The sequence below is a fragment of the Teichococcus wenyumeiae genome (assembly GCF_003696345.1).
In the GTDB taxonomy this organism is placed as follows: domain Bacteria; phylum Pseudomonadota; class Alphaproteobacteria; order Acetobacterales; family Acetobacteraceae; genus Pseudoroseomonas; species Pseudoroseomonas wenyumeiae.
The window spans coordinates 128,801-150,879 of sequence record NZ_RFLX01000003.1; the positions used below are offsets into that span (position 1 = coordinate 128,801).

Consider the following 22,079-nt stretch of genomic DNA (forward strand, 5'->3'; position numbering starts at 1 on the left):
CGGCCTCCGAGAGCCGGACCAGTCCGCGAAGACCGGACATCATTCCCTTCAGGTGAGCCCATGCCCCGCGACACTCCCGATGCCACCCTCCGGCCCCTGACTGCGGGAGGCCAGATGGCCATGGGCATCCTGCTCGCGGTCAGCGCCGGGCACCTGATGAACGACCTGATGCAGTCGATGATCCCGGCCATCTACCCGATCCTGAAGGTGGAATTTGCCCTCAGCTTCAGCGAGATCGGGCTGATCCAGCTTGCCTTCCAGATGACTGCCTCCATCCTGCAGCCGGTTGTGGGTCTCTATACCGACCGGCGTCCGCATCCCTTTTCGCTGGTGCTGGGCATGGGCTTCAGCCTGATCGGCATCCTGATCCTGGCCTGGGCGAACAGCTACCCCATCCTGCTGCTGGCGGTGTCGTTGATCGGCATGGGGTCCTCCATCTTCCACCCGGAAGCCTCGCGCGTCGCGCGCATGGCCTCAGGCGGGCGGCATGGCGCGGCGCAGTCGCTGTTCCAGGTCGGCGGCAATGCGGGGCAGGCCATCGGGCCGCTGCTGGCGGCGCTGGTGGTGATCTCCCGCGGGCAGGCCAGCATCGCCTGGTTCTCCCTGGTGGCGCTGGCGGGCATGGTGGTGCTGGGCTTCGTCGGCCGCTGGTACCGGGAGCGGCAGCGGGCGCCGAAGGCGGCGGGCTCCGTGCTGCCGGCCAAGTTCCCCAGCGGGCTGGTGCGCCGCGCCATCCTGGTGCTGGTGGCGCTGACCTTCTCCAAGAACGTCTACACCGCCTCGCTTTCCAGCTATTACACCTTCTACCTGATCGACAGCTTCGGCGTGACAGTGCAGCAGGCGCAGTTCTACCTGTTTGCCTATCTCGCCTCAGTGGCGGCGGGCACCATCCTGGGCGGGCCGCTGGGCGACCGCTTCGGGCGGCGCACGATCCTCTGGATCTCCATCCTGGGCCCGCTGCCCTTCGTGCTGGCGCTGCCCTATGTCGGGCTGGGCATGACCTGCGCCTTCACCATCATCATCGGGTTGCTGATGTCCTCGGCCTTCCCGGCTATCCTGGTCTATGCGCAGGAACTGCTGCCGGGGAAGGTGGGCCTGGTATCCGGCATCTTCTTCGGGCTGGCCTTCGGCCTGGGGGGTATTGGCGCCGCTGTGCTGGGCGCCGTGGCCGATGCCACCTCCATCCGGCTGGTCTATCAGCTCTGCGCCCTGCTGCCGCTGGTGGGCCTGCTGGTCGTGCTGCTGCCGGACCTCAGCAAGGCCCGGCGCGCGGCCTGAGAGAAGCTGGCAGAACCTGCCGATCTGGTTGAGGCGGACCAGAGACTTCTCGGCGTGCGGCCTGGGCGGGCGGGGCAGGGCCAGCCCGCACTGCCAACGCGGGCATGTGGCGCGGCATCCAGGTTATCAGCCAGGATGCACCGCCCGTCGCACCCACAGCCGGGGCGAGATGCGCAGGATCATGCAGGACACAACCATATGGGGCTGGTGCTGAGTGCGGCTTCATGAGGCGCGGGCCTGGGCAACGTTACAAGGTCGGAAGCATCAATCGAGACAGAGCTTGATTCGCCGAGCCTTATGACGATCTAGAATGTGCCTCGATCAATGGCGCGGATGAAAGAAGCATGGATCTTTAATAAGCCTGTTCTGCCTGGAACCATGGATAACACTGTAAATACAGCAAATACTGATTAACAACGTCAAATCATATCGGTTATTCATCAATATGATAGGGACTTTGTTATGAGAAACACAGTACGGCGTGCCGCAGCGGCTGGGCTTGTCGCTGTCTTCTTGGCAACAACAGCAGCCGATGGTGCATCGGCCTGCTCCCGCATCCTGTCCAACGCAAATGGTCAGGCCAATGTCGTCGCCCGGACCATGGATCTCTATCGCTCGGACGATGCGAAGATGGTTGTCTATCCGCGTGGGCTGGTGAGGGCTTCGACGACGGGCGACGGAAAGTCCTTCAACTGGACATCGAAGTTCGGAAGCGTGGCAGTCACCTCATTCGGGGCCGCGACAAGCGACGGCATGAATGAGAAGGGCCTCGTCGCCAACCTTCTCTATCTCGGCGACACCAGATACGAGCAACGTGACGGCCGGCCCGGCCTGTCCAACCTGTCCTGGGCCCAATACGTGCTCGACAACTTCGCTTCGGTCAAAGAAGCGGTTGAAGGCTTGAAGGACGTGCAGATCGTGTCCGTGGAGCACGACGGCAAGCGGTGGCCGCTTCACCTCGCGATATCGGATGCTGAAGGGGACTCTGCTGTCATCGAGTTCGTCGACGGCAGGATGGTCGTTCATCAGGGCAAAGAGTTCACCGTGATGACGAACGAGCCGCCACTGGAGACGCAGCTGAAGAACGTCCGAAATTACAAGCTTTTCGGCGGCACGAAACCGATGCCGGGCGATATTGATCCAGAAAGCCGGTTTGTCCGGGCCGCCTCGTACCTGAAGACACTGCCGGCGGCCAGGAGCGTGCCGGAAGCCATTGCCGGTGCTCAATCCATCGCCCGCACTGTGGCGGTTCCGCCGGGCGCCAAGGATACATCCGGCAGTGTTGCCGAGGATGCATGGCCGACGCTGTGGTTCACGCTGGCTGACTCAACCAACAAGACCTACTTCTTCCACTCGGCCAGTTCTCCCTACCTCTACTGGGTCGACCTCACGAAGATCGACTTCGGGTCGAAAGCCAGTGAGCGCGCCATAGACGCTTATGACTGGAACCTTGCCGGGGACATCACGCAACGTCTGACGAAGGCCGACTGACGGGGCGGTTTTCTGGCTCAGCCGCCTCGCGACGGGCATCGCGCTAAGATCCAATGGCCTGCCCCACAGCCGTCCGGGCCTGGTCTGCCTCAACCAGCCCCGAAGGCTCTATCGGAGGCTAATCCGCCCGCCGCGCGCGGGCGAGGCCGCGCAGCCGGTTCTCCACCGCCGGGTCGGCCAGCATGCGCTCCACCGGCGCCTCGAAGCGGCGACGCCAGTTGGGATGCTCATCGGTGGTGCCGGGCAGGTTGGGCTGTTCCGGCACCGCCAGCGCATCCTCCAGCGGCAGCAGCGCCAGGTGGCAGGCGGCGCGGCCGATATGGGCGGCGGCGGCATCGGCCACGGTGGCACCATCCTCCTTGGCCGGCTGCTTGCCCTGCGCCACGCCGGAAGCCTTGAGGGCAGACCAGAGCGCGCGGCGCTCGGCTTCGCGGTTCTCCTCCTTCTCCAGCGGCTTCAGGTCCAGCTTCTGGCGCCATTCCATGTCGCGCCCCTGCCACCAGCCCGCCACGGTGGCGAGGTCGTGGGTGGAGGTCATGGAGACCGCGCCGGGGGTCCATTTCAGCGGCGACTTGAAGCGCTTGCCGTCGCGCTCGAACCACAGCACCCGCATGCCGGCCAGCCCGGCCTTTTCTAACCGAGGCCGGAAGCCGGCGGGGACGGTGCCCAGGTCCTCGCCGATGACGACGGCCTTGTTCAGGTGGGATTCCAGCGCCACCAGCCGCAGCATGTCCTCCAGCGGGTAGCGCAGATAGGCGCCATCCTTGGGGCTGGCGCCTTCCGGCACCAGCCAGAGGCGGCGCAGGCCCAGCACATGGTCGACCCGGATGCCGCCGGCATTGCGGAAGGCGGCGCCGAGCATCTCCCGGAAACCCGCGAAGCCGGACATCCGCAGCCCCTGCGGCGAGAAGGAGGTGATGCCCCAGCCCTGGCCGCGCGCGTTGAAGAGGTCCGGCGGCGCGCCGATCTCCACCTGTTGCAGGATCTCGGCCTGGCGGCTCCAGCCATCGCTGCCGCCGCCATCGACACCCACCGCGAGGTCCGCGATCAACCCGATGCGCATCCCGCCCTCCCGCGCCGCGCGCTGGGCGGCGGAAAGGCCGCGGTCTGCCAGCCATTGCAGGAAGGCGTGGTATTCCACTTCCTCCAAGCTTTGCTCGGCGAAGGCGGCGACGGCGGGGGATTCAGGGTCGCGCAAATCCGCCGGCCATTCGCGCCAGTGCCAGCGGCCTTCGGCGAATTGGGCGGCGTGCAGCGCCTCGAAGACCGCGTGGCGGTGCAGGGAGGCGCCGCCCTCCGCCCGGAAAGCCTCGAAGGCATCGTGGGAGGGCTGGGGCGCGCTGCGGCGGAAGGCGGTGAAGGCATCGCGCAGCACGGCAAGGCGGGCGCGGGCGGCGGCGGGCCAGTCCACCAGGTCCAGGGCCTCCAGCCGCGCCAGCTCGGCCTTCAGGTCCGGCGGCGGGTCGAAGGGCTCGCCGAGGATGTCGCCGGGACAGGCATGGCGCACGTCCAGCCGGGCGCGGGAGGATGGCGCATAGGGGCTGAAGCGGCTTGGGTCGGCCGAGAACTGCGCATGCACCGGGCTGATGGCGATGGCATCCGCCCCCAGCGCCGCGGCCGGGCCAACCAGACCTTCCAGCGCCGCGTAATCGCCGACACCCTGGTCGGAGCCGCGCCGCAGCGAATAAAGCTGCGCCGAAAGGCCCCAGGCGCGGCCTTCCAGGCAGGCATCGGTGATGCGGTGGCCATGCACCGGCGCCACCGCCAGCACCAGTTGGCGGGAGCCCGCTTCCAGCGTGTAGTAGCCGGGCTCGGCGGGGGCGGTGATGGGCTTGCCGGGTTCCACCACGCCCTCGGCGGCGGTGCCATCGGCGGCTTCCAGGCGGTAGCGGCCGGCGGGCAGGTCCAGCGCCACCGGGCCGCCGGCCTCGGCGGTCACCAGCGGCGGCAGGGTGGTGCGGGTGGCGTGGCGATGCGCGGCAAGGCTTTCCTTCACCTGCGCGTCGTTCTCCGCCGGCAGGCCAAGCGCGCCCAGCAGCACGCGCAGGGCATCGGGCTCCACCACCATGGGCTTGTTGGCGGCATCGCGCCATTCGGCCATCAGGCCGGCGGCGCGGGCCAGTTGTTGCAGGGCCGCGTCGCTCACCACAGGGTCTCCGCGATACGGTCCTCGGTGGCGATCCAGGCGACGGCGCCGAGGCCGCCCAGGCCCTCAGCCTCCAGCGCGGCGGCCAGTCCTTCGCGCGATTCCGCCAGCATGGTGCCGGGGCCGGTGGGGCAGGGCACGGGGCTGTTGCCGAAATTGGCCGCAACCGTCAGCACGGCGCCATCGCCCAGCCGCCACTGGGCGCGCACGCCCTTCTCGCCCAGCTTGTCGGATTCCAGGCTGGTGGTGCCGTCCAGCCGCTCGCCCAGGATGTCGCGCCGCTGGCGCAGCAGGTTGGCGACGAATTCCTCCACCGCCGCGTGCTTGGGCAGCAGGCGCTCGGACGGGTCGGGGCGGCTGGCGGTAAAGGTGGAGATGGCATTGGGGTCGGGGATCTTCTCCCGCCGCTCCGGGTCCGCGAAGGCGGGGAAGCGGGCGAATTCCTTGCGGCGGCCCTCGCGCACCGCATCCGCCAGTTCCTCGGTCTGGAAGCCGGTGAAGAACAGGAAGGGGCGCTCGCTGGCCCATTCGTCGCCCATGAAGAGCATGGGCACCTGGGGGGAGAGCAGCAGCAGCAGCAGCGCCGCCCGCACGCCTTCCGGTGGCGCGATCTGGGCGATGCGCTCGCCCATGGCGCGGTTGCCGACCTGGTCGTGGGTCTGCAGCGCGTTGACGAAGGCGCTGGGCGGCAGATGCGCGCTGGGCTTGCCGCGCGCATGGCCCAGGTTGCGCGATTCATTGCCCTGGTAGACGAAGCCTGTGGCCAGCGCATGCGCCAGATGGTCGGCCGGGTCGTCAGCATAGTCGATGTAATAGGCGTCGTGCTCGCCGGTCAGCAGCACGTGCAGGCAGTGGTGGACATCGTCGTTCCACTGCGCGTCGAAATCCTTCTCCAAAAGCGTGGCGTCGTTGCGCTCGTTCTCCAGCACCAGATGCACGTGCCGGCCCTCGGTGGCAGCGCGGATGCGGGCGGAAAGCTCTGGGAGGAAACTGTCGTCCTCGATGGCATGCACGGCATCGAGGCGCAGGCCGTCGAAGCGGAATTCCGTCAGCCAGTAGAGCGCGTTCTCCATGAAGAAGTCGCGTACCTGCGGGCGGGAGAAGTCGATGCTCTGGCCCCAGGGGTTGTTCTTGTCCTGGTGGAAGAAGACCGGGGCGATGCTGCCCCAGTAATTCCCCGCCGGGCCGAAATGGTTATAGACCACATCGAGCATGATGGAGAGCCCGTGGCCATGCGCGGCATCCACCAGGGCCTTCAGGTCGTCCGGGGTGCCATAGGTCTCGTCCGGCGCATAGGGCAGCACGCCGTCGTAGCCCCAGTTGCGGAGGCCGGCGAAGTCGTTCACCGGCATCAGCTCGATCGTGTTGACGCCAAGTGCCGCCAGGCGCGGCAGGTCCGCGATGACGCCGCGGAAGCCGCCGTAGAGGCCGGCATGCAGTTCGTAGATCACGGCGCGGGGCCAGGGCAGGCCCTTCCAGTCCGGGTACTGCCACTGGTAGGCGTCCGGGTCCACCACCAGGGACCAGCCGTCCACGTCCCCATCCTGGGCATGGGAGGCCGGGTCCGGCACCTCCATGCCATTGCCGAGCTTGTAGCGGTAGCGGGTTCCCGCCGGTGCCTCTCCCTCGGCCTCCCACCAGCCATCCGGCCGCTTGTGCAGCGGGATGGAGGGGCGCCCGTCCAGCACGACCTCGGCCGCCTGGTGCCCGGGCGCCCAGAGGCGGAAGCGGGTGGTGCCGCCGCCCAGGGGAATGGCCCCGAAGGAAAGACTGGTGCTCATGCCGAATCCTCTTGCGCGACGAAGGCCACCAGCAGCCGGGCGGAATGCCGGCCCACCGTGTCGATGGCGCCTTGGACAACGCGCTCCTCCACCTCCGGTTCCGCGCTGTCGAGCACGAGGCGCCAAGGAAAATCGGGAGCGGGCAGGGTGAAGTCGCAGTCCTCGGCGGAACTGTTGAGCAGCAGCAGCGTCACCTCCACCCCGCCTTCCACCTTCGCGGCGCGGCGCAGCGCCAGGGTGCGGCCTCCCAGGTCGCCCCAGGCCCCGGGGTGCATGGGCTGGCCGTCCTGGCCAAACCAGGCGACATCGGCGACGCCGGGCAGGGGAAAGTCCTGCCCATGGAGGAAGTTGGCGCTGCGCAGCGTCGGGTGGGCGCGGCGCAGCGCGGCGGCCCGGCCGAAGAAATGCGACAGCTCGATGCCCGGCTCGCTGCCCGCCAGTGTCCAGTCCAGCCAGGAGACATCGTTGTCCTGGCAATAGGCGTTGTTGTTGCCCTGCTGGGTGCGGCCGAACTCGTCGCCACCCAGCAGCATGGGCGTGCCATGGCTGGCCAGCAGCGTCATCAGCATGGCGCGCTTGATGCGCTCCCGCTGCGCCGTCACGACCGGGTCCAGCGTCGGGCCTTCCTTGCCCCAGTTGGCGGAGAAGTTCTCGCCATGGCCGTCGCGGTTGTTCTCGCCGTTGCGGAGGTTGTTCTTCTCGGTGAAGGACACGAGGTCCTGCAGCGTGAAGCCGTCATGCGAGGCGACGAAGTTGACGCTGGCCCAAGGGCGGCGGCGCCGCCTGTCGAACAACTCCGATGAGCCGGCGAGGCGTGCCGCGAGATCCGGCCGCACCCCGGCGTCGCCGCGCCAGTAGCGCCGCACATCGTCGCGGAAGCGGTCGTTCCATTCCGAGAAGCCGGGCGGGTGGTTGCCGAGCTGGTAGCCGCCGGGGCCCACGTCCCAGGGCTCAGCGATCAGCTTCAGCTTCGACAGCACCGGGTCCTGCCGGATGGCGTCGAAGAAGCCGGAGCCGGGGTCGAAGCCCATGCCCTCCCGCCCCAGGGTGGTGCTGAGGTCGAAGCGGAAGCCATCGACGCGGAAGGAGGTGGCCCAGTAGCGCAGGCTGTCCATCACCATCTGCAGCACGCGTGGATGGGACAGGTTGACGGTGTTGCCGCAGCCGGTCTCATCGATGTATCGCCGCTCGTCGCCCGGTTGCAGGCGGTAGTAGCTGGCATTGTCGATGCCGCGCCAGGACAGGCTGGGGCCGAGCTCATTGCCCTCGCAGGTGTGATTGTAGACCACGTCCAGGATGACCTCCATCCCCGCGCCGTGCAGGCGGCGGATGGCGACCCGGATCTCGTCCAGCGAGCCGCCGGAAAGGTAGCGCGGCTCCGGCGCGAAAAAGGAGAGGGTGGAATAGCCCCAGTAGTTCCGCAGGCCCTTTTCCACCAGGAAGCGGTCCTGGGCGAAGGCCTGCACCGGCAGCAGCTCCACCGCCGTGACGCCGAGCTTCTGCAGGTGCTCGATGACGCGGGGGTCGGCCAGGGCGGCGAAGGTGCCGCGCTCCCGCGGCGCCAGGTCGTCGCGCAGGATGGAAAGGCCGCGCACATGCGTCTCGTAGATGAGCGTGCGGTCCCAGGGGACGTTCGGCGCGCGGTCGTCGCCCCAGTTGAAGGCGTCGTCGGTGACCATCGCCTTGGGCATGGCGGCGGCGGAATCGCGCCGGTCGAAGCCCAGGTCGGCGCGGCCGCCATGGGCGCGGTAGCCGTAGAGCGCGTCCGTCCAGCGCAAGCTGCCCTGGAGCTGCTTGGCATAGGGGTCCAGCAGCAGCTTGTTGGGGTTGAAGCGGTGGCCATGCTCGGGCCTGTAAGGGCCATGGACGCGGTAGCCATAGACCTGCCCGGGCCGTGCCTCGGGCAGGTAGCCGTGCCAGACCTCGTCGGTGCATTCCGGCAGTGCCAGCCGCGCCAGTTCCTTGCGGCCGGAAGGATCGAAGAGGCACAGTTCCACTTTTTCCGCATGGGCGGAAAAGATCGCGAAATTGACGCCGAGGCCGTCCCAGACGGCCCCGAGCGGGTCGGGCCTTCCCGGCAGAAGCCGGTCAGCGAGTGGGGGCAAAAGACTACTCCAGCAGTTTCAACTCACGGCGGCGTCAGGATGATGGTGGCCAGCGGTGGCACCGTCAGGCTGAGGGAAGCGGGCTGGCCGTGGGAGGGCTCCTCCGTGGCCTGCACCGCGCCGCCATTGCCCATGTTGCTGCCGCCATAGATCGCGGCATCGGAATTGAAGACCTCCTGCCACGCGCCGGCCATGGGCACGCCGACCGTATAGCCCTGGTGCGGGATCGGCGTGAAGTTGCAGACCACCAGCACCGGCTTCTCCCCGTCCTCGCCGAAGCGGAGATAGGCGAAGACGCTGTTGGCCGCGTCGTCCATCACCGACCAGGCGAAGCCCTCCGCCACGCAGTCCCGCTGGTGCAGGGCAGGGGTGTCGCGATAAAGGCGGTTGAGGTCGCGCACTAGCCGCTGCACGCCGGCGTGCCGCGGGTCGTCCAGCAGGTGCCAGTCCAGCGAGCGGTCGTGGTTCCATTCCCGCACCTGCCCGATCTCGCCGCCCATGAAGAGCAGCTTCTTGCCCGGGTGCGTCCACATGAAGGACAGGTAGGCGCGCAGGTTGGCGAAGCGCTGCCACTCGTCCCCCGGCATCTTGCCGATCAGCGAGCCTTTGCCGTGCACCACCTCGTCGTGGGAGAGGGGGAGCATGAACTTCTCGGAGAAGGCATAGACCAGGCCGAAGGTCATCTCGCCATGGTGGTAGCGGCGGTAGAGCGGGTCGGTCTGCATGTAGTGGAGCGTGTCGTGCATCCACCCCATGTTCCATTTGAAGTCGAAGCCCAGCCCGTCATGGTCGTCCGGCTTGCGGGTGACGCCGGGGAAGGCGGTGCTTTCCTCCGCGATCAGCAGCCGGTCCGGGCAGCGCTGCTGGATGACGCGGGAGAGTTCCTGCAGGAAGGCGATGCTCTCCAGGTTCTCGCGCCCGCCGTAGATATTGGGCACCCACTCGCCCTCGTTGCGGCTGTAGTCGCGGTAGAGCATGGAGGCCACGGCATCCACGCGCAGGCCATCCACGCCATAGCGCTCCAGCCAGTGCAGGGCGGAGCCGATCAGCATGTTCCGCACCTCCCGCCGGCCGAGGTTGTAGATCAGGGTGTTCCAATCCCGGTGGTAGCCTTCCTTCGGGTCCGAATGCTCATAGAGCGGCGTGCCATCGAACATGGCGAGGCCGTGCTGGTCAGACGGGAAATGCGCCGGCACCCAGTCCAGGATGACGCCGAGCCCGGCCTCGTGGCAGCGTTGCACCATGCGGGCGAAGTGCTCGGGCGGGCCAAAGGGCGCATGCGGCGCGAACTGCCCCAGCGGCTGGTAGCCCCAGGAGCCGCCGAAGGGATGCGCCATGATCGGCATGAACTCGAGATGGGTAAAACCCATTTCGACCGCATAGGGGATCAGCTTGTCGCCGAGCTCCTCCCAGCCCAGCGCGATGTCGCCATCGCCGCGCGCCCAGGAGGAGGCATGCACCTCATAGACCGAGATGGGCTGGGCCGCCTGGTTGGCCGGGCGTTCCCGCCGCGGCGGCTTGGGGATGGCGGCGATATCCGCGACCACCGAGGCGGTGGCGGGCGGCGGCTCCACCTGCCAGGCGAAGGGGTCGGACTTCAGCGGCAGCAGGTTCCCTTCCGGCCCCAGCAGCTCGTACTTATAGACGGCGCCGGGCATCAGGCGGGGGATGAACAATTCCCAGATGCCGCCTTCCAGGCGCTTGCGCATCGGGTTGCGGCGGCCGTCCCAGGAATTGAAGTCGCCCACCACGGAGACGCGCCGGGCATTCGGCGCCCAGACGGCGAAGCGCACACCCTTGACGCCATCGACCTCCATGGGCTGGGCGCCCAGGCAGTTGGCGATGTCCTGGTGCGTGCCTTCCGACAGCAGGTAGAGGTCGAAATCGCTGATCAGCAGGCCGAAGGAATAGGGGTCCTCGGTTTCCTGCACCACGCCATTGCCCCAGTCGATGCGCAGCAGATAGGGGCCGGGCGGGATGCGCCCGGCGAAGAGCCCTGCCTCATGCACCGGGCGGAGGGTGCTGACCTGCTCCCCGCTGACGGCCTGCACGCCCATGGCGCCGGGCATCATGACGCGCAGCTCCCGCCCGCCGGCCACGTCATGCGGGCCCAGCACCGCGAAGGGATCGCCGTGGCGGGCCTCGACCAGGGCGGCGAGAGCACCGGGGTCGAGATCGAGGTCAGCCATTCTGGGTATCCTTTTCCGTGACGCGACGCGCGAGTTCTTCAAGTCCGCGAAGCGGAATGCCGATCCAGGTGGGGCGGTTGGCAGCTTCGTAGCAGATTTCGTAAGCCGCTTTCTCGATCAGGAACAGGTCCAGCAGGGCCGCCTCGGCCGCCGGGTCGGCCCAGCGGCGCGGCGCGGCCTCGTGCACCGTGCGATAGGCTTCCAGGAAGGCACTGGCGGCATGGGTGCGGAAGCTCTCCAGCATCGGCCCCCGGCGCTCGTTGACGGCGCCGGAGGTCGTGGCCTGGCCCGGCCCCGCCGCGCCCACCGCATAGTCGAAGGAGCGCAGCAGCCCAGCGACATCCCGCAGCGGGGAGGTCTTGGCGCGGCGCTGCTCCAGCGTCTTGGCGGGCTCGCCCTCGAAGTCGATGATGCAGGCATCGCCCTGCACCACCAGCACCTGGCCGAGGTGGAAGTCGCCATGGATGCGGGTGCGCAGGGCGCCCGGCGCGGCGGCGGCCAGGGAATCCAGCGCGGCCATCACCGCACCCTTGTTGGCCACCAGCCATTCGGCGCGGGCGGCGTCCTCGGGATGCTCCCAGGCCTTCACGCGCGCCAGGGCATCGAAGGCGGCGGACAGCTGGGCGCGGGCGCCCCCGGCCCATTCCGCGGCATCCTCCTCACCGGCGACGACGGGGGTGAAGGCCTCGTCGCCCTCGGCCTCGGCCAGTGTGGCATGCATCTCGGCCAGCCGGCGGCCCAGCGCGGCGGCGAAGACGCTGTAGCCGGCGAAGGCATCCTCCTGGTCCTGCGTGGAGGAATCGGTGACGGCCATCTGCTCCACGGCGCGGTGGAGGAAGTCCAGCGTCCAGCCCCAGCCGTCGCCCTGGTTGCGCACGAAGCCCTGCAGCACCACCAGCGTGCGCGGCGTGCCGTCCGAGGTCACGCGCACCACCTCGCCCAGCAGCGGCGCCGTCTGGGCGAAGCCGCGCTCGGTCAGGAAGCGGGTCATCTCCGTCTCGGGGGAGATGCCTTCCACCACGCGCCGCACCAGCTTCAGCACCGCATGGTCGCCGATGATCAACGAGGAATTCGACTGCTCGGCCGCCAGCCGGCGGATCTCCGCATCCTTGGGGATGGCGGAGATGTCGAACTGGGAGGTCGGCAGGAAGCGGATCTCGCCATCCCGCAGCGGCAGGACATCGCTGTCAGCCAGCCCGCGCAGCACCGCCATGGGCATGGCATCCAGCGCGAAGGCATCGGTCAGCACGCCGATGCGGCGGCCACGGCGGATGCGCGCCAGCGCCAGCTGCTGCGGCAGGACGGCGGAGGATTCATCCTCCCAGACAATGCCGAGCGGCAGGAAGTAGCGGGCGGTGCCATGGGAATCCGCGGCCTCCACCTCGGTCAAAAGGATCTCGGTGGCGGTGGGGCTCTTCAGCACCTCGGTGAAGGCCAGGGTGGGCGGGGCGCCGCCGCCCGCCTTGCCGGAGAACCAGCGGCGGCGCGAGAGGTACTGCGGCAGCGCGTCGCGCTCCAGGATGCGGCGCTGGTTGCTCTCCAGCACCTCTATCAGGCTGTTGCGCATCACGAGGGTGGAGAGTTCGGACATCGGCTCGGGAGCCGGTGTGTGCCAGGTGGGCAAGGCGGCCTCCGTTGCGAGATAGAACCAATAGAAGCCATAGGGCGGCAGCGTCAGCAGATAGGTGAGCTGGCCGATCGGCGGGAAGGAGGCGCCGCCCACCAGTTCCACCGGCACGCGGCCGGCAAAGGCCGAGAGGTCCAGCTCCACCGCCTGCGCGGTGCGCGAGAGGTTGCAGACGCAGAGGATGGTCTCGCCCTCGTATTCGCGCAGATAGGCGAGGATCTTGCGGTTGCCAGGATAGAGATAGCCGAAGGTGCCGCGACCGAAGACCTGGTGGCGCTTGCGCACCGCCAGCATGCGCCGCATCCAGTTGAGCGCCGAATGCTGGTCGATCGCCTGGGCTTCGACATTGACGGCCTGGTAGCCGTAGATCGGGTCCATGATGGCGGGCAGCACCAGCGCCGCCGGGTCGGCGCGGGAGAAGCCGCCGTTGCGGTCGGGCGACCACTGCATCGGCGTGCGCACGCCGTCGCGGTCGCCGAGATGGATGTTGTCGCCCATGCCGATCTCGTCGCCGTAATAGATCACGGGCGTGCCGGGCATGGAGAGCAGCAGCGAGTTCATCAGCTCGATGCGGCGGCGGTCGCGTTCCAGCAGCGGCGCCAGGCGGCGGCGGATGCCGAGGTTGATGCGCGCCCGCTTGTCCGAGGCATAGGTGTTCCAGAGGTAGTCGCGCTCCTTGTCGGTCACCATCTCGAGCGTCAGCTCGTCATGGTTGCGCAGGAAGATGGCCCACTGGCAGTTCTCGGGGATGGCGGGGGTCTGGCGCAGGATATCGGTGATCGGGAAGCGGTCTTCCTGCGCCATCGCCATGTACATGCGTGGCATCAGCGGGAAGTGGAAGGCCATGTGGCATTCGTCGCCATCGCCGAAATACTGCTGCGTATCCTCCGGCCACTGGTTGGCCTCGGCCAGCAGCATGCGGCCCTGGGCATGCTCGTCCAGCGCGGCGCGGATCTGCTTCAGGATGACATGCGTCTCGGGCAGGTTCTCGTTGTTGGTGCCGTCCCGCTCGATCAGGTAGGGGATGGCGTCCAGCCGCAGCCCGTCCACGCCGGCATCCAGCCAGAAGCGCATGACGGAGAGCACTTCCTCCATCACCGCCGGGTTGTCGAAGTTCAGGTCAGGCTGGTGGGAATAGAAGCGGTGCCAGAAATACTGGCCGGCGACGGGGTCCCAGGTCCAGTTGGACTTCTCGGTGTCCAGGAAGATGATGCGGGTGCCGTCATACTTCTCGTCCGTGTCGGACCAGACGTAGTAGTCCCGCTCCGGCGAGCCCTTCGGCGCGTGGCGGGCGCGCTGGAACCAGGGGTGCTGGTCCGAGGTATGGTTGATGACGAGTTCGGTGATGACGCGGATGTTGCGCGCATGCGCCTCGTCGATCAGGCGGCGGATATCCTCCATCGTGCCGTATTCAGGATGGACGGAGGTGTAGTCCGCAATGTCGTAGCCGTCGTCCCGCCGGGGGGAGGGATAGAAGGGCAGCATCCAGATGGCGTCGACGCCGAGCTCCGCGATGTAGTCCAGCTTCTCGATCAGCCCGGGGATATCGCCGACGCCGTCGTTGTTCTTGTCGAAGAAGCTCTTGATGTGGAGCTGGTAGATGACCGCATCCTTGTACCACATCGGGTCCTCGGGATGGGCTTCGGTCACGGTGATGACATTGGCATTGGCGTCGGGCATGGTCAGGCCTTATCGGCGGCGCGCAGGCGCCAGATGGCGAAGGGCAGTCCGGAATTGGGGTCGAGCCGCAGGTGGCGGTGCGTGCCGTCCCAGCGTTCCTCGCCGAAGCCGCCGGGCATCAGGTTCTCGACATGCAGGGGCGAACCGCTCGGCAGGCCCATGGCCCATTGCGGCAGCTCGATCCAGCTTTCCAGGGCGTTGCGCGGGTCCATGGAGATGGCGACCATGATCGCGTTCTCCCCCTCCGGCGTCTGCTTCAGGAAGAGCAGGATGCCGTCGTGCTGCGCGTTGAGGATGGTGGTGCCCAGATGCGTGTGCAGCGCCGGGTTCTCCCGCCGGATGCGGTTGAGAGCCGTGATCTCGGGCACGATGTTGCCGGGGCGGTCGTGGTCCCAGATCCTGATCTCGTATTTCTCGCTGTCGAGGTATTCCTCCTTGCCAGGGGCCAGCGGCGTCGCCTCACACAGCTCGAAGCCGTTGTAGACGCCCCAGAGGCCCGACATCGTCGCCGCCAGCGCGGCGCGGATCAGGTGGCCCGGGCGGCCGGTCTGCTGCAGGAAGACCGGGTTGATGTCCGGCGTATTGACGAAGAAATGCGGCCGGAAGAAGTCGCTGACCGGCGGCAGGTTCAGTTCCTGGATGTATTCCGCCAGCTCGGCCCGCGTGTTGCGCCAGGTGAAGTAGGTATAGGACTGGCTGAAGCCGACCTTGGCCAGCCGGTACATCACCTTGGGCCGGGTGAAGGCTTCCGACAGGAAGACCACCTCCGGCGCGCGGGCGCGCACCTCGCCGATCATCCACTCCCAGAAGGGCAGGGGCTTGGTGTGCGGGTTGTCCACGCGGAAGAGCTTCACGCCTTCCTTGACCCAGAAGAGCACCACGTCGCGCAGCGCCAGCCACAGGGAGGGGATAGACTGCGGCTTGTAGAAATCGACGTTGACGATGTCTTCGTATTTCTTTGGCGGATTCTCGGCGTAGCGGATGGAGCCGTCGGGGCGCCAGTCGAACCAGTCCGGATGGTCCTTCAACCAGGGATGGTCCGGCGAGCACTGGATGGCGAAGTCCAGCGCCAGCTCCAGCCCGTTCTCATGCGCCGCGGCGACCAGCGCGCGGAAATCCTCCAGCGTGCCGAGCTGCGGATGCAGCGCGTCATGCCCGCCTTCCGCCGAGCCGATGGCATAGGGGCTGCCGACATCCTCGGGCCCCGGCGTCAGCGTATTGTTGCGGCCCTTGCGGTTCTTCTGCCCGATCGGGTGGATCGGCGGGAAGTACAGCACGTCGAATCCCATCGCCCGCACGCGCGGCAGCGTGGCGATCACGTCCTGCAAGGTGCCGTGCCGCGCGGGGTCGTCGGTCTGGGAGCGGGGGAAGATCTCGTACCAGGCGGCGAAGCCGGCCTCGCGGCGCTCCACCTCCAGCGGCATGGCCTCGGCGCGGGTGCGGAAGGGGCGGTCGTCGCCGCGCTCCATGGCGGCGCGGGTGCGGGGCAGGGTGAAGAGCGCCACGGCCTGCTCATGCGTCGCCTCGCGCTCATTCTCCAGCACCATGGCGAGGTCGCCGCCATCGCCGCCCAGGCGGCCGGCGGCGGCCTGCAGCAGCGCCACGCCTTCCTGCCGCTCCAAGGTAATGTCGATGCCGGCGGCGTGCTTCTTCGTGATCTCGTTCTCGAAGGCGGCGTAGGTGTCGATCCAGGCTTCCACCGTGAAGAGATGCCGGCCGATGCGCTCCGGCACGAAGCTGGCCTGCCAGACATCATTGGGCTTGGCCGTCATCTTCACTTCGCGCCATTCATCCTGGTCCGCCGGGCGCCAGAGCAGGCGCACGGCGAGCTTGGTGTGGCCGTCGGTGAAGACATCCGCCGTGACGGTCACCGCCTGGCCCACCGCGCGCTTCACCGGGAAGCGACCCTCGTCCACCGAGGGCTGGATATTCTCGATGGCGATGCGGGCCGAGGGTATGGCGGCCTCGGTCGCGGCGGCGGTGCTTTCGGGCAGGGGCAGGCGCACGGGCGCCGAGTCATGGATTGGCACGATGCGAACCTCCGCGGGGGCCAGGAGCAGGCGCCCCTCGGCGTCGAGCAGATCCGGCGCCACGGCGCCGGGCCGGGGCAGCAGGCCCAGCATCTGACCAGCGGTGAGCTGGCGGGGTTTGATGAGCGAGGCGTTGGAGAGCACCAGGGCGCGGCCCTGCCTGCCCTCCGTCTCCCGCAGCAGCGCCACCGGCGCATGGGGGGCGGAGAGCAGGCTGGTCAGCGGGCCGGTGCTGATGGCGGGCAGTTCCGCGCGCGCGGCATTGGCTGCCTTCACCGCCTCCAGCAGGTCGATCCGCGGCGCGGCATCCTCCGCCGGCGGCAGCGAGCCACGGTGCAGCGCGCCGCCTTCCATCCCCGCCGGCATGAGCCATCCGGGGCCGGAGAAGGCGGCCAGCCGGATGGCGCGGCGCAGGGCCCGCGCCGCCAGCATCCGGTTGCCCCAGCGGTTGGCCAGGCGACGGGCCCCGGGGGCCTCGGCCATGGGCAGCAGCGGCAGTTCCTCCGCCCAAAGGGCGGTGCCGGCTTCCAGCACATCCACCCAGGGCAGGGCGGGCGCCAGCAGGTCGAATCCCGCTTCCCGCAACCCGGTGCGCGGGTGTTCGAGGCAGGCGATCAGCAGAACCTCTGGCGCGGCCGCCTTCGCGGCGGCGGTGAGGTCGCGCAGCGCCCCGTCCTCCACCCAGTCCGGCAGCAGGCAGCGGAAGCCGGCGATGCCGCCACGCGCCTGTCCGGCCAGCCATTGGCGCCAATGGGCCAGCCAGCCAGCCGCATCCTGCTGCGCGGCGGCGGGGCGGCGCAGGTAGCGGAAGCGCGGGTCCGGCGGGCTTGTCGGGTCGGCGGGGGTTTCCGATGCCGCCATGGGCGCATCCAGCAGCAGGCGCAGGCCGTGCTCCCGGGCCGCTTCCGCCATGCCCTCCATGGGCGTGGGGAGGCAAAGGGCATCGAAGCCCATGGCCGCCGCACGGCCAGCGGCCTGCCGGAGGCCGGCGGCATCGATGGGGGCTGCGTGATAGATGGCGCCAGGCGGCGCGGGGGTGCGGGGCGGCGGGGTCATGGACCGCACCGCCGGGCATGGATAGGGCGATAGCCGCTTTGCGTCGTCACGCGGGTCCTCGTGTCCTCACCAAACGATCCGGGGCTGGCATGCGGGCGCGGGGCTGCCCTCAGCGCCGGGGCCGCAGCAGCCGCGCCGTCAGCGCGGAAGCCGCCGCCACCACAATGGCCGAAAGAATGGGGTTGCTGGTTACCGGCTTGGTCAGCCGGTCGAAGCGGGCAATCAGCCCATCGCCGCCATGCGCGGGGACCTCGTCCTCCTCCAGCATGGCTTCGTAGCGGTCGCCGGTGGCGCGCACCTGGCGGAACTGGCGCTTCAGCACCTGCCGGGCATCGGGGGGAAGGTCCTCGGCCAGGGCATCGGCATAGGCGGCTTCCAGGGTGGATTCGCCGCGCACCACCTCCTGCAACACGCGGGAGCGGCCCTTGCCGAAGAGCTTGCCCTGCAGGTCCAGCACCACGCGGTGGACATTGCCCAGCGTGCTGCCTTCCGTCTGCGGCGTGACGCCGAGGCCGGAGAGCAGGCCATCCAGCTCCTCCGCCATCGCGGCGCGCTTCTCGGCCAGCTCGGTGAACTCGATGCGGAGGAAACGGTCGGCGGTCTGGCGGCGGCCGGTGTCGTAGCCGCGCTGGCTGTCGTGCAGATGCGCGCTGAGGGCGGCAAGGCTCGCCTGCCGCCCGCTTCCGGCCGCGGAAATGGACGGGTCCAGCCGCTTCTCGATTCCGGTCACGATGGAGGCGGTCCTGGTCTCGGTCATGTCGCTGTTCCCTCGCTTCCTCGCCGCCGCGCCGGATGGTGGCGCGGGTCGGTCAACGAAGGGGTCAACGACGCAGAAGCGAATTCGTTGACGCCAGCGGCAGAGATAGCCTGGGCGTGACCGCCAGCCGGCCGTGCCTCAGGTGCCGGGCTTCTCCACGGTGCCGGCCGTGCCGTACTTGCCTTCAGGCAAATCCTTGTCGGCGCCGGGGGGCAGCGGGTCGGAGGCTTCGGGGTTCTCGCGCGGGGGTGTCTTCGGCTGCGGCGGGCTGGGCTCGGAAGCGCCGGGCGGCGGGCCGCCGGCCCCCGTGGGCTGCCGGTCCTGCGCCCCTTGGGGCGGCGTGGCACTGGGTTTGGTCATCGGGGGTGTCCTCGATCTCTTCCTGTGCCGCTTATTCGGCTGGGGCGAGCAGGGCCGTGGCCTTGGCCTCGGCACGGGTGCGGAGGGGGGAAGTCACCCTGGCCGTTTCACGCAGCATGGGCCGCCAGGAAGCCAGCCGCTCAGCCAGAGCGGCACGCAAAGCATAGGATGGGCTGTCCGCCTCGCCCTTGATCTTGAGAAAGGCCGGAAGTTCAGCCGCAGCCCTCATATCCCTCGTATCCTCATCACTCATCACCGGGGGCCGATCTGGCCGCCCGGCTGAGTGCATCAACGACGTGCTACTCCGAGGGTTTCTCGGTCATCGCACGGCGCTGCGCCGCGTTCTGCTCCCGGTTGCCCTGGGTGGCCTGGCCGCCCTTGCGCCCGGCCTGCGCCGCCAGTTCCCGGTTACGGGAAAAGGAGCGGGATTCCGCCTGAACACTCTGGCCGCCCTTGCGGCCGGCCTCGGCAGCCAGTGCCGGGTCCTGCGCGAAGCTGCGCTTGGCCGCCGGAACGCTCTGACCGCCCTTGGATGCGATGTCGCGCTGCTTCTCGCGATCCATCGAGGCGAAACCCTGCTTGCCGCCGCCGCTGCGTGTCGATGCCATGGGTCTGATCCTTTCCTGTTGTCCCCCGGGCCTTCTCGACGGCCTGGTCATGGAGAGAACCGGTGAACCAAAGCCAAGTTCCCGCCAGCGGGCCGCTCCGGACTTTGTGTTTCCTTGTTTTTTTGGGAAATGGCCGCTCGGAGGCGCGGCATGACGGCTGTGGGATGAACCCGGCCGCGGCGCCCCCAACCCCGGGTTGGGGAGGGGGCGGGGAGGAGTTAAGGCGGGGCCGGGCCTCAGATGAACAGGTAGGCGGCCACCATGGCGACCACGGCCAGGACCAGCGAGATCATCAGCACCCAGCGGACATGGCCGAGCGTCTGGCCCTGGCGCGCGGCGGTGGTGTCCAGCGGGCGTTCCGGCATGGGCGCGTGGCGGTCGGTCGCGCGCGGCTGCACGGCGCCTTCGCGCGTCGTCGGGTTGGCGCCGATGCCTTCCTGCGGCGTGAAGCGGGGCGTCTCGTCGCCGGCCGGGGAAGTGGGAGGATAGCGGGTGTCGGACATCGCTCTGGTTCCTTGTGCAAGGGAAGGGCCGCCATTGGCTCTCTTCGGCCTGGGCGGCCGCTTTCGCCGGATCATCGCCAGGGCCGGCCCTTCCGTCCGGCGCCTGCTGAAAGAATCGCTGCGCCCCCGTTGAAGTTTCACGGCCGGACCGGATCGGAACTCCCGCGCCTGCGGATTGTTCCTTTCCTAGAAGAACCGTGAGCAGGAGGCAGCATGAGCGACATGAACCGGACACCCGGCGCCACGCCCAGCGAAGCGTCGCGGGAGCCGCATCTGGCGCGGGACGAGACGCTGTCGCTGATCTCCGCTGACAAGGTGGAGGGAACGGTGGTGTATGGCGCCGGCGGCCATCGCCTGGGCATGATCGAGACGCTGATGATCGACAAGATGCGCGGCACGGTGGAATACGCGGTGCTGGCCTATGGCGGCGTGCTGGGCTTCGGCGCCCGGTACTATCCGCTGCCCTGGCAGCAGCTACGCTACGACATCGAGCTGGGCGGCTATGTGGTGGGGCTGGCGGAGGAGGATTTGCGGGAGGCGCCATCCTATGCGCCGGAAGACACCGTGGACCTCGCCGATGCCGACTGGGGCGAGCGGGTCCATAGCTACTACGGGCCTTCCGTTTCCACGCCGCGGATCGGGCTTTGAACCTCGACAGGTTCCAGGCGCCGGCGTTCCTCGGAGGCGGGAGTGCGGTGGAAGCGCTCCCGCTTCCCGCCGGCCGCCGCTTCCTGCTCGAGCAGCGTGTAAAGCGCCATGCGGGCGCGGTGGACGCGGCTCTTCACGGTGCCGACAGCGCAGTCGAGCACCCTGGCCACGTCTTCGTAGGCCATGCCGGAGCCGGCGACGAGCGCGAGGATGGAGCGGTGGTCTTCTGGCAACTGGTGGAAGATGCGCTGGAAATCCGCCAGCTCCAGCCCTTCCTCCTGCCGCGCCGAAGTGGGGACCTGCTCCATCTCGGAGTCGTCCATGTCGCGCGTCTGCTTCCGCTTGGCCACGAATTCGTTGAGGAAGCGGTTGCGGAGGATGGTGAAGGCCCAGGCCTTGAAGTTGGTGCCGGGCTGGAAGCGGTCCGCCGAATTCATGATGCGGACAACGGTATCCTGCACCAGGTCATCCGCATCGTGCCGGTTGCGGGTCAGGGACCGGGCATAGGCGCGAAGATCGGGCAGGCATGCAATGAGGTCGTCCTCGATCAAGGTCGTCACTGGCCCGATGTCCGCCCCGATGATGCTGATGGGATTGCATAAAGAACGCCTGCTGCACGGACGAGTTGCCGTCAGGCTTATCCGTGGCGGGCCGGCGGGTGCTGCAACTCCCGCCTGTTGCCGGCTGTTGCTAAGGCAAGGCCCGCGCTTCGGCGCAGCCTCACACAATGCGTGAAGGGAGAGCAGTCATGGCTGCCAACCAAACCGACAAGACTTCTGGCGCCAACCCTGAGAAGAGCAAGAAGGAGAACGAGCAGATGGTGGAGAAGTCGCTGGAGGATACCTTCCCGGCGAGCGATCCGCCGTCCAGCGGCAGCCCGAGCAAGTCCGTGGGCTGGGATGCGCCGGAAGGCACCAAGAAGGACTGAGGCAGCCCTCCCGCCGCCGCGGCCTCAGCTGGCCGCGATGGCGGCGGGGAAGCGGATCAGGAAGGTTGTGGGGTGCTCGGTGACTTCGAGCTCCCCCTCCACCTGATGGGCACAGGAGCTGACCAGCAGCAGGCCGAAGCCGCGGCTGAGCACGGTCTCCCGGTCCTCGATGCCCCGGCCAGTATCACGCACCGCCAGCACGAAATCCTCTGCCTCCCGCCGGAGTGAGACGCGGACCTCGCCGCTACGACCATCGGTGAAGGCATGGCGCAGGGCATTGGAAACCAGTTCAGAGATCGCCAGCCCCAGCGGCAGGGCATATTCCCCTGGCAGTTCCGTGGGCTCCGCCTCCACGGTCACGCGGATGTCACGGCCATCGACCAGCGCTTCCGCCAGGCGGCCGCAGACTTCCTGGATATAGCGCGCCAACTCCACGCGCCCGATGTCGCGGTTGCGGTAGAGGCTTTCGTGCAGCGCCGACATGCCCTGGATCCGCAGCACCGTGGTGTTGAGGATGCGGGCGGCGGCCTCGTTGCCGGCGCGCCGCGCCTGCAGGCGCAGCAGGGAGCCGACCAGCTGGAAATTGTTCTTCACCCGGTGCGTCAGCTCGTGATGCACGGCGGCAAGCCGTTGCTGGACGAGGCTCAGTTGCTCCCGCGTGCTGGCGAGTTCCTGGTGCAGCGATTCGAGCTGCTCCCGTGCCTCGGCCAATGCCGCGTGACAGGCAGCGTCATGGGGCATCAGTGCCCTGTTCCGTCCATGATTGGCAAAGCCTGTCCCGAACGCCCAACCGTTGCCATGCCACTATGGCGCATCCCTGGTGTTTCAGCAAAAGCGGGGAGCGGCGGCAAGCCCACCGGAAAGATGGCACCTGTCATCATAGCGTCATCAA

The 22,079-nt window shown here is 68.3% G+C and carries 16 protein-coding genes; 4 read left to right on the forward strand and 12 right to left on the reverse strand.

Going from position 1 to position 22,079, the window contains the following annotated elements:
- Positions 1 to 60: 60 nt before the first annotated feature.
- Positions 61 to 1,278, forward strand: a complete 1,218-nt coding sequence (locus tag EBE87_RS06015; protein ID WP_199707273.1) for an MFS transporter — start codon at positions 61 to 63, stop codon at positions 1,276 to 1,278.
- Between the two features lie 462 nt (positions 1,279 to 1,740).
- Complete coding sequence (locus tag EBE87_RS06020) at positions 1,741 to 2,769, forward strand: linear amide C-N hydrolase (protein WP_120637749.1); 1,029 nt, start codon at positions 1,741 to 1,743, stop codon at positions 2,767 to 2,769.
- A gap of 118 nt (positions 2,770 to 2,887) precedes the next feature.
- On the opposite strand, the gene malQ is transcribed toward EBE87_RS06020, so the two are convergent.
- The 10 genes from malQ to EBE87_RS06075 all read right to left on the reverse strand — a co-directional run bounded on the left by malQ (position 2,888) and on the right by EBE87_RS06075 (position 19,611).
- The gene (malQ, locus tag EBE87_RS06025) at positions 2,888 to 4,915 is read right to left on the reverse strand and encodes a 4-alpha-glucanotransferase (RefSeq protein WP_120637759.1); all 2,028 of its coding nucleotides are present in this window, start codon (positions 4,913 to 4,915) and stop codon (positions 2,888 to 2,890) included.
- Entirely contained in the window at positions 4,912 to 6,696 is a 1,785-nt protein-coding gene (treZ, locus tag EBE87_RS06030) for a malto-oligosyltrehalose trehalohydrolase (RefSeq protein WP_120637748.1), read from the reverse strand. Before treZ ends, malQ begins: the two co-directional genes overlap by 4 nt.
- The gene (gene glgX, locus EBE87_RS06035) at positions 6,693 to 8,801 is read right to left on the reverse strand and encodes a glycogen debranching protein GlgX (protein WP_120637747.1); all 2,109 of its coding nucleotides are present in this window, start codon (positions 8,799 to 8,801) and stop codon (positions 6,693 to 6,695) included. The genes treZ and glgX overlap by 4 nt, the downstream gene beginning before the upstream one ends.
- Before the next feature lie 23 nt (positions 8,802 to 8,824).
- Complete coding sequence (gene glgB / locus EBE87_RS06040; RefSeq protein ID WP_120637746.1) at positions 8,825 to 10,990, reverse strand: 1,4-alpha-glucan branching protein GlgB; 2,166 nt, start codon at positions 10,988 to 10,990, stop codon at positions 8,825 to 8,827.
- Complete coding sequence (gene treS / locus EBE87_RS06045; protein WP_120637745.1) at positions 10,983 to 14,297, reverse strand: maltose alpha-D-glucosyltransferase; 3,315 nt, start codon at positions 14,295 to 14,297, stop codon at positions 10,983 to 10,985. The genes glgB and treS overlap by 8 nt, the downstream gene beginning before the upstream one ends.
- A 2-nt stretch (positions 14,298 to 14,299) precedes the next feature.
- Positions 14,300 to 17,383, reverse strand: a complete 3,084-nt coding sequence (locus EBE87_RS06050; RefSeq protein WP_120637744.1) for an alpha-1,4-glucan--maltose-1-phosphate maltosyltransferase — start codon at positions 17,381 to 17,383, stop codon at positions 14,300 to 14,302.
- Positions 17,384 to 17,492: 109 nt separating this feature from the next.
- Positions 17,493 to 18,140, reverse strand: a complete 648-nt coding sequence (locus EBE87_RS06055; RefSeq protein WP_120637743.1) for a PA2169 family four-helix-bundle protein — start codon at positions 18,138 to 18,140, stop codon at positions 17,493 to 17,495.
- A gap of 138 nt (positions 18,141 to 18,278) precedes the next feature.
- Positions 18,279 to 18,500, reverse strand: a complete 222-nt coding sequence (locus EBE87_RS06060) for a hypothetical protein (protein ID WP_120637742.1) — start codon at positions 18,498 to 18,500, stop codon at positions 18,279 to 18,281.
- Positions 18,501 to 18,799: 299 nt separating this feature from the next.
- The gene (locus tag EBE87_RS06070) at positions 18,800 to 19,108 is read right to left on the reverse strand and encodes a con-10 family general stress protein (protein ID WP_120637740.1); all 309 of its coding nucleotides are present in this window, start codon (positions 19,106 to 19,108) and stop codon (positions 18,800 to 18,802) included.
- Positions 19,109 to 19,344: 236 nt separating this feature from the next.
- Positions 19,345 to 19,611: a hypothetical protein gene (locus tag EBE87_RS06075; RefSeq protein WP_120637739.1), complete on the reverse strand. Its 267-nt coding sequence runs from the start codon at positions 19,609 to 19,611 to the stop codon at positions 19,345 to 19,347.
- Between the two features lie 213 nt (positions 19,612 to 19,824).
- On the opposite strand from EBE87_RS06075, the gene EBE87_RS06080 reads away from it, so the two are divergent.
- Positions 19,825 to 20,259, forward strand: coding sequence for a PRC-barrel domain-containing protein (locus EBE87_RS06080; protein WP_199707271.1), 435 nt, complete (start codon positions 19,825 to 19,827; stop codon positions 20,257 to 20,259).
- Here the strand turns inward: EBE87_RS06080 and EBE87_RS06085 are convergent.
- Positions 20,220 to 20,819 (reverse strand): sigma-70 family RNA polymerase sigma factor, encoded by a 600-nt coding sequence (locus EBE87_RS06085; protein ID WP_199707269.1) that lies wholly within the window; start codon positions 20,817 to 20,819, stop codon positions 20,220 to 20,222. The genes EBE87_RS06080 and EBE87_RS06085 overlap by 40 nt on opposite strands.
- 188 nt (positions 20,820 to 21,007) lie before the next feature.
- On the opposite strand from EBE87_RS06085, the gene EBE87_RS06090 reads away from it, so the two are divergent.
- On the forward strand, positions 21,008 to 21,187 hold the full coding sequence (locus tag EBE87_RS06090; RefSeq protein WP_120637738.1) for a hypothetical protein: 180 nt from the start codon (positions 21,008 to 21,010) through the stop codon (positions 21,185 to 21,187).
- A 24-nt stretch (positions 21,188 to 21,211) separates the two neighbouring features.
- Here the strand turns inward: EBE87_RS06090 and EBE87_RS06095 are convergent, their stop codons facing one another.
- A complete protein-coding gene (locus tag EBE87_RS06095) occupies positions 21,212 to 21,928 on the reverse strand; it encodes a sensor histidine kinase (protein WP_120637737.1) in 717 nt (238 codons plus the stop codon).
- Positions 21,929 to 22,079: the final 151 nt, after the last annotated feature.

Coding starts and splice junctions, on each gene's coding strand:
- EBE87_RS06090 (WP_120637738.1), top strand. CDS start 21,008: ATGGCTGCCAACCAAACCGACAAGACTTCTGGCGCCAACCCTGAGAAG.
- EBE87_RS06020 (WP_120637749.1), top strand. CDS start 1,741: ATGAGAAACACAGTACGGCGTGCCGCAGCGGCTGGGCTTGTCGCTGTC.
- treS (WP_120637745.1), bottom strand. CDS start 14,297: ATGCCCGACGCCAATGCCAATGTCATCACCGTGACCGAAGCCCATCCC.
- EBE87_RS06060 (WP_120637742.1), bottom strand. CDS start 18,500: ATGACCAAACCCAGTGCCACGCCGCCCCAAGGGGCGCAGGACCGGCAG.
- EBE87_RS06070 (WP_120637740.1), bottom strand. CDS start 19,108: ATGGCATCGACACGCAGCGGCGGCGGCAAGCAGGGTTTCGCCTCGATG.
- EBE87_RS06095 (WP_120637737.1), bottom strand. CDS start 21,928: ATGCCCCATGACGCTGCCTGTCACGCGGCATTGGCCGAGGCACGGGAG.
- EBE87_RS06080 (WP_199707271.1), top strand. CDS start 19,825: ATGAGCGACATGAACCGGACACCCGGCGCCACGCCCAGCGAAGCGTCG.
- glgB (WP_120637746.1), bottom strand. CDS start 10,990: ATGGCTGACCTCGATCTCGACCCCGGTGCTCTCGCCGCCCTGGTCGAG.
- EBE87_RS06055 (WP_120637743.1), bottom strand. CDS start 18,140: ATGACCGAGACCAGGACCGCCTCCATCGTGACCGGAATCGAGAAGCGG.
- treZ (WP_120637748.1), bottom strand. CDS start 6,696: ATGAGCACCAGTCTTTCCTTCGGGGCCATTCCCCTGGGCGGCGGCACC.
- EBE87_RS06050 (WP_120637744.1), bottom strand. CDS start 17,383: ATGACCCCGCCGCCCCGCACCCCCGCGCCGCCTGGCGCCATCTATCAC.
- EBE87_RS06015 (WP_199707273.1), top strand. CDS start 61: ATGCCCCGCGACACTCCCGATGCCACCCTCCGGCCCCTGACTGCGGGA.
- EBE87_RS06075 (WP_120637739.1), bottom strand. CDS start 19,611: ATGTCCGACACCCGCTATCCTCCCACTTCCCCGGCCGGCGACGAGACG.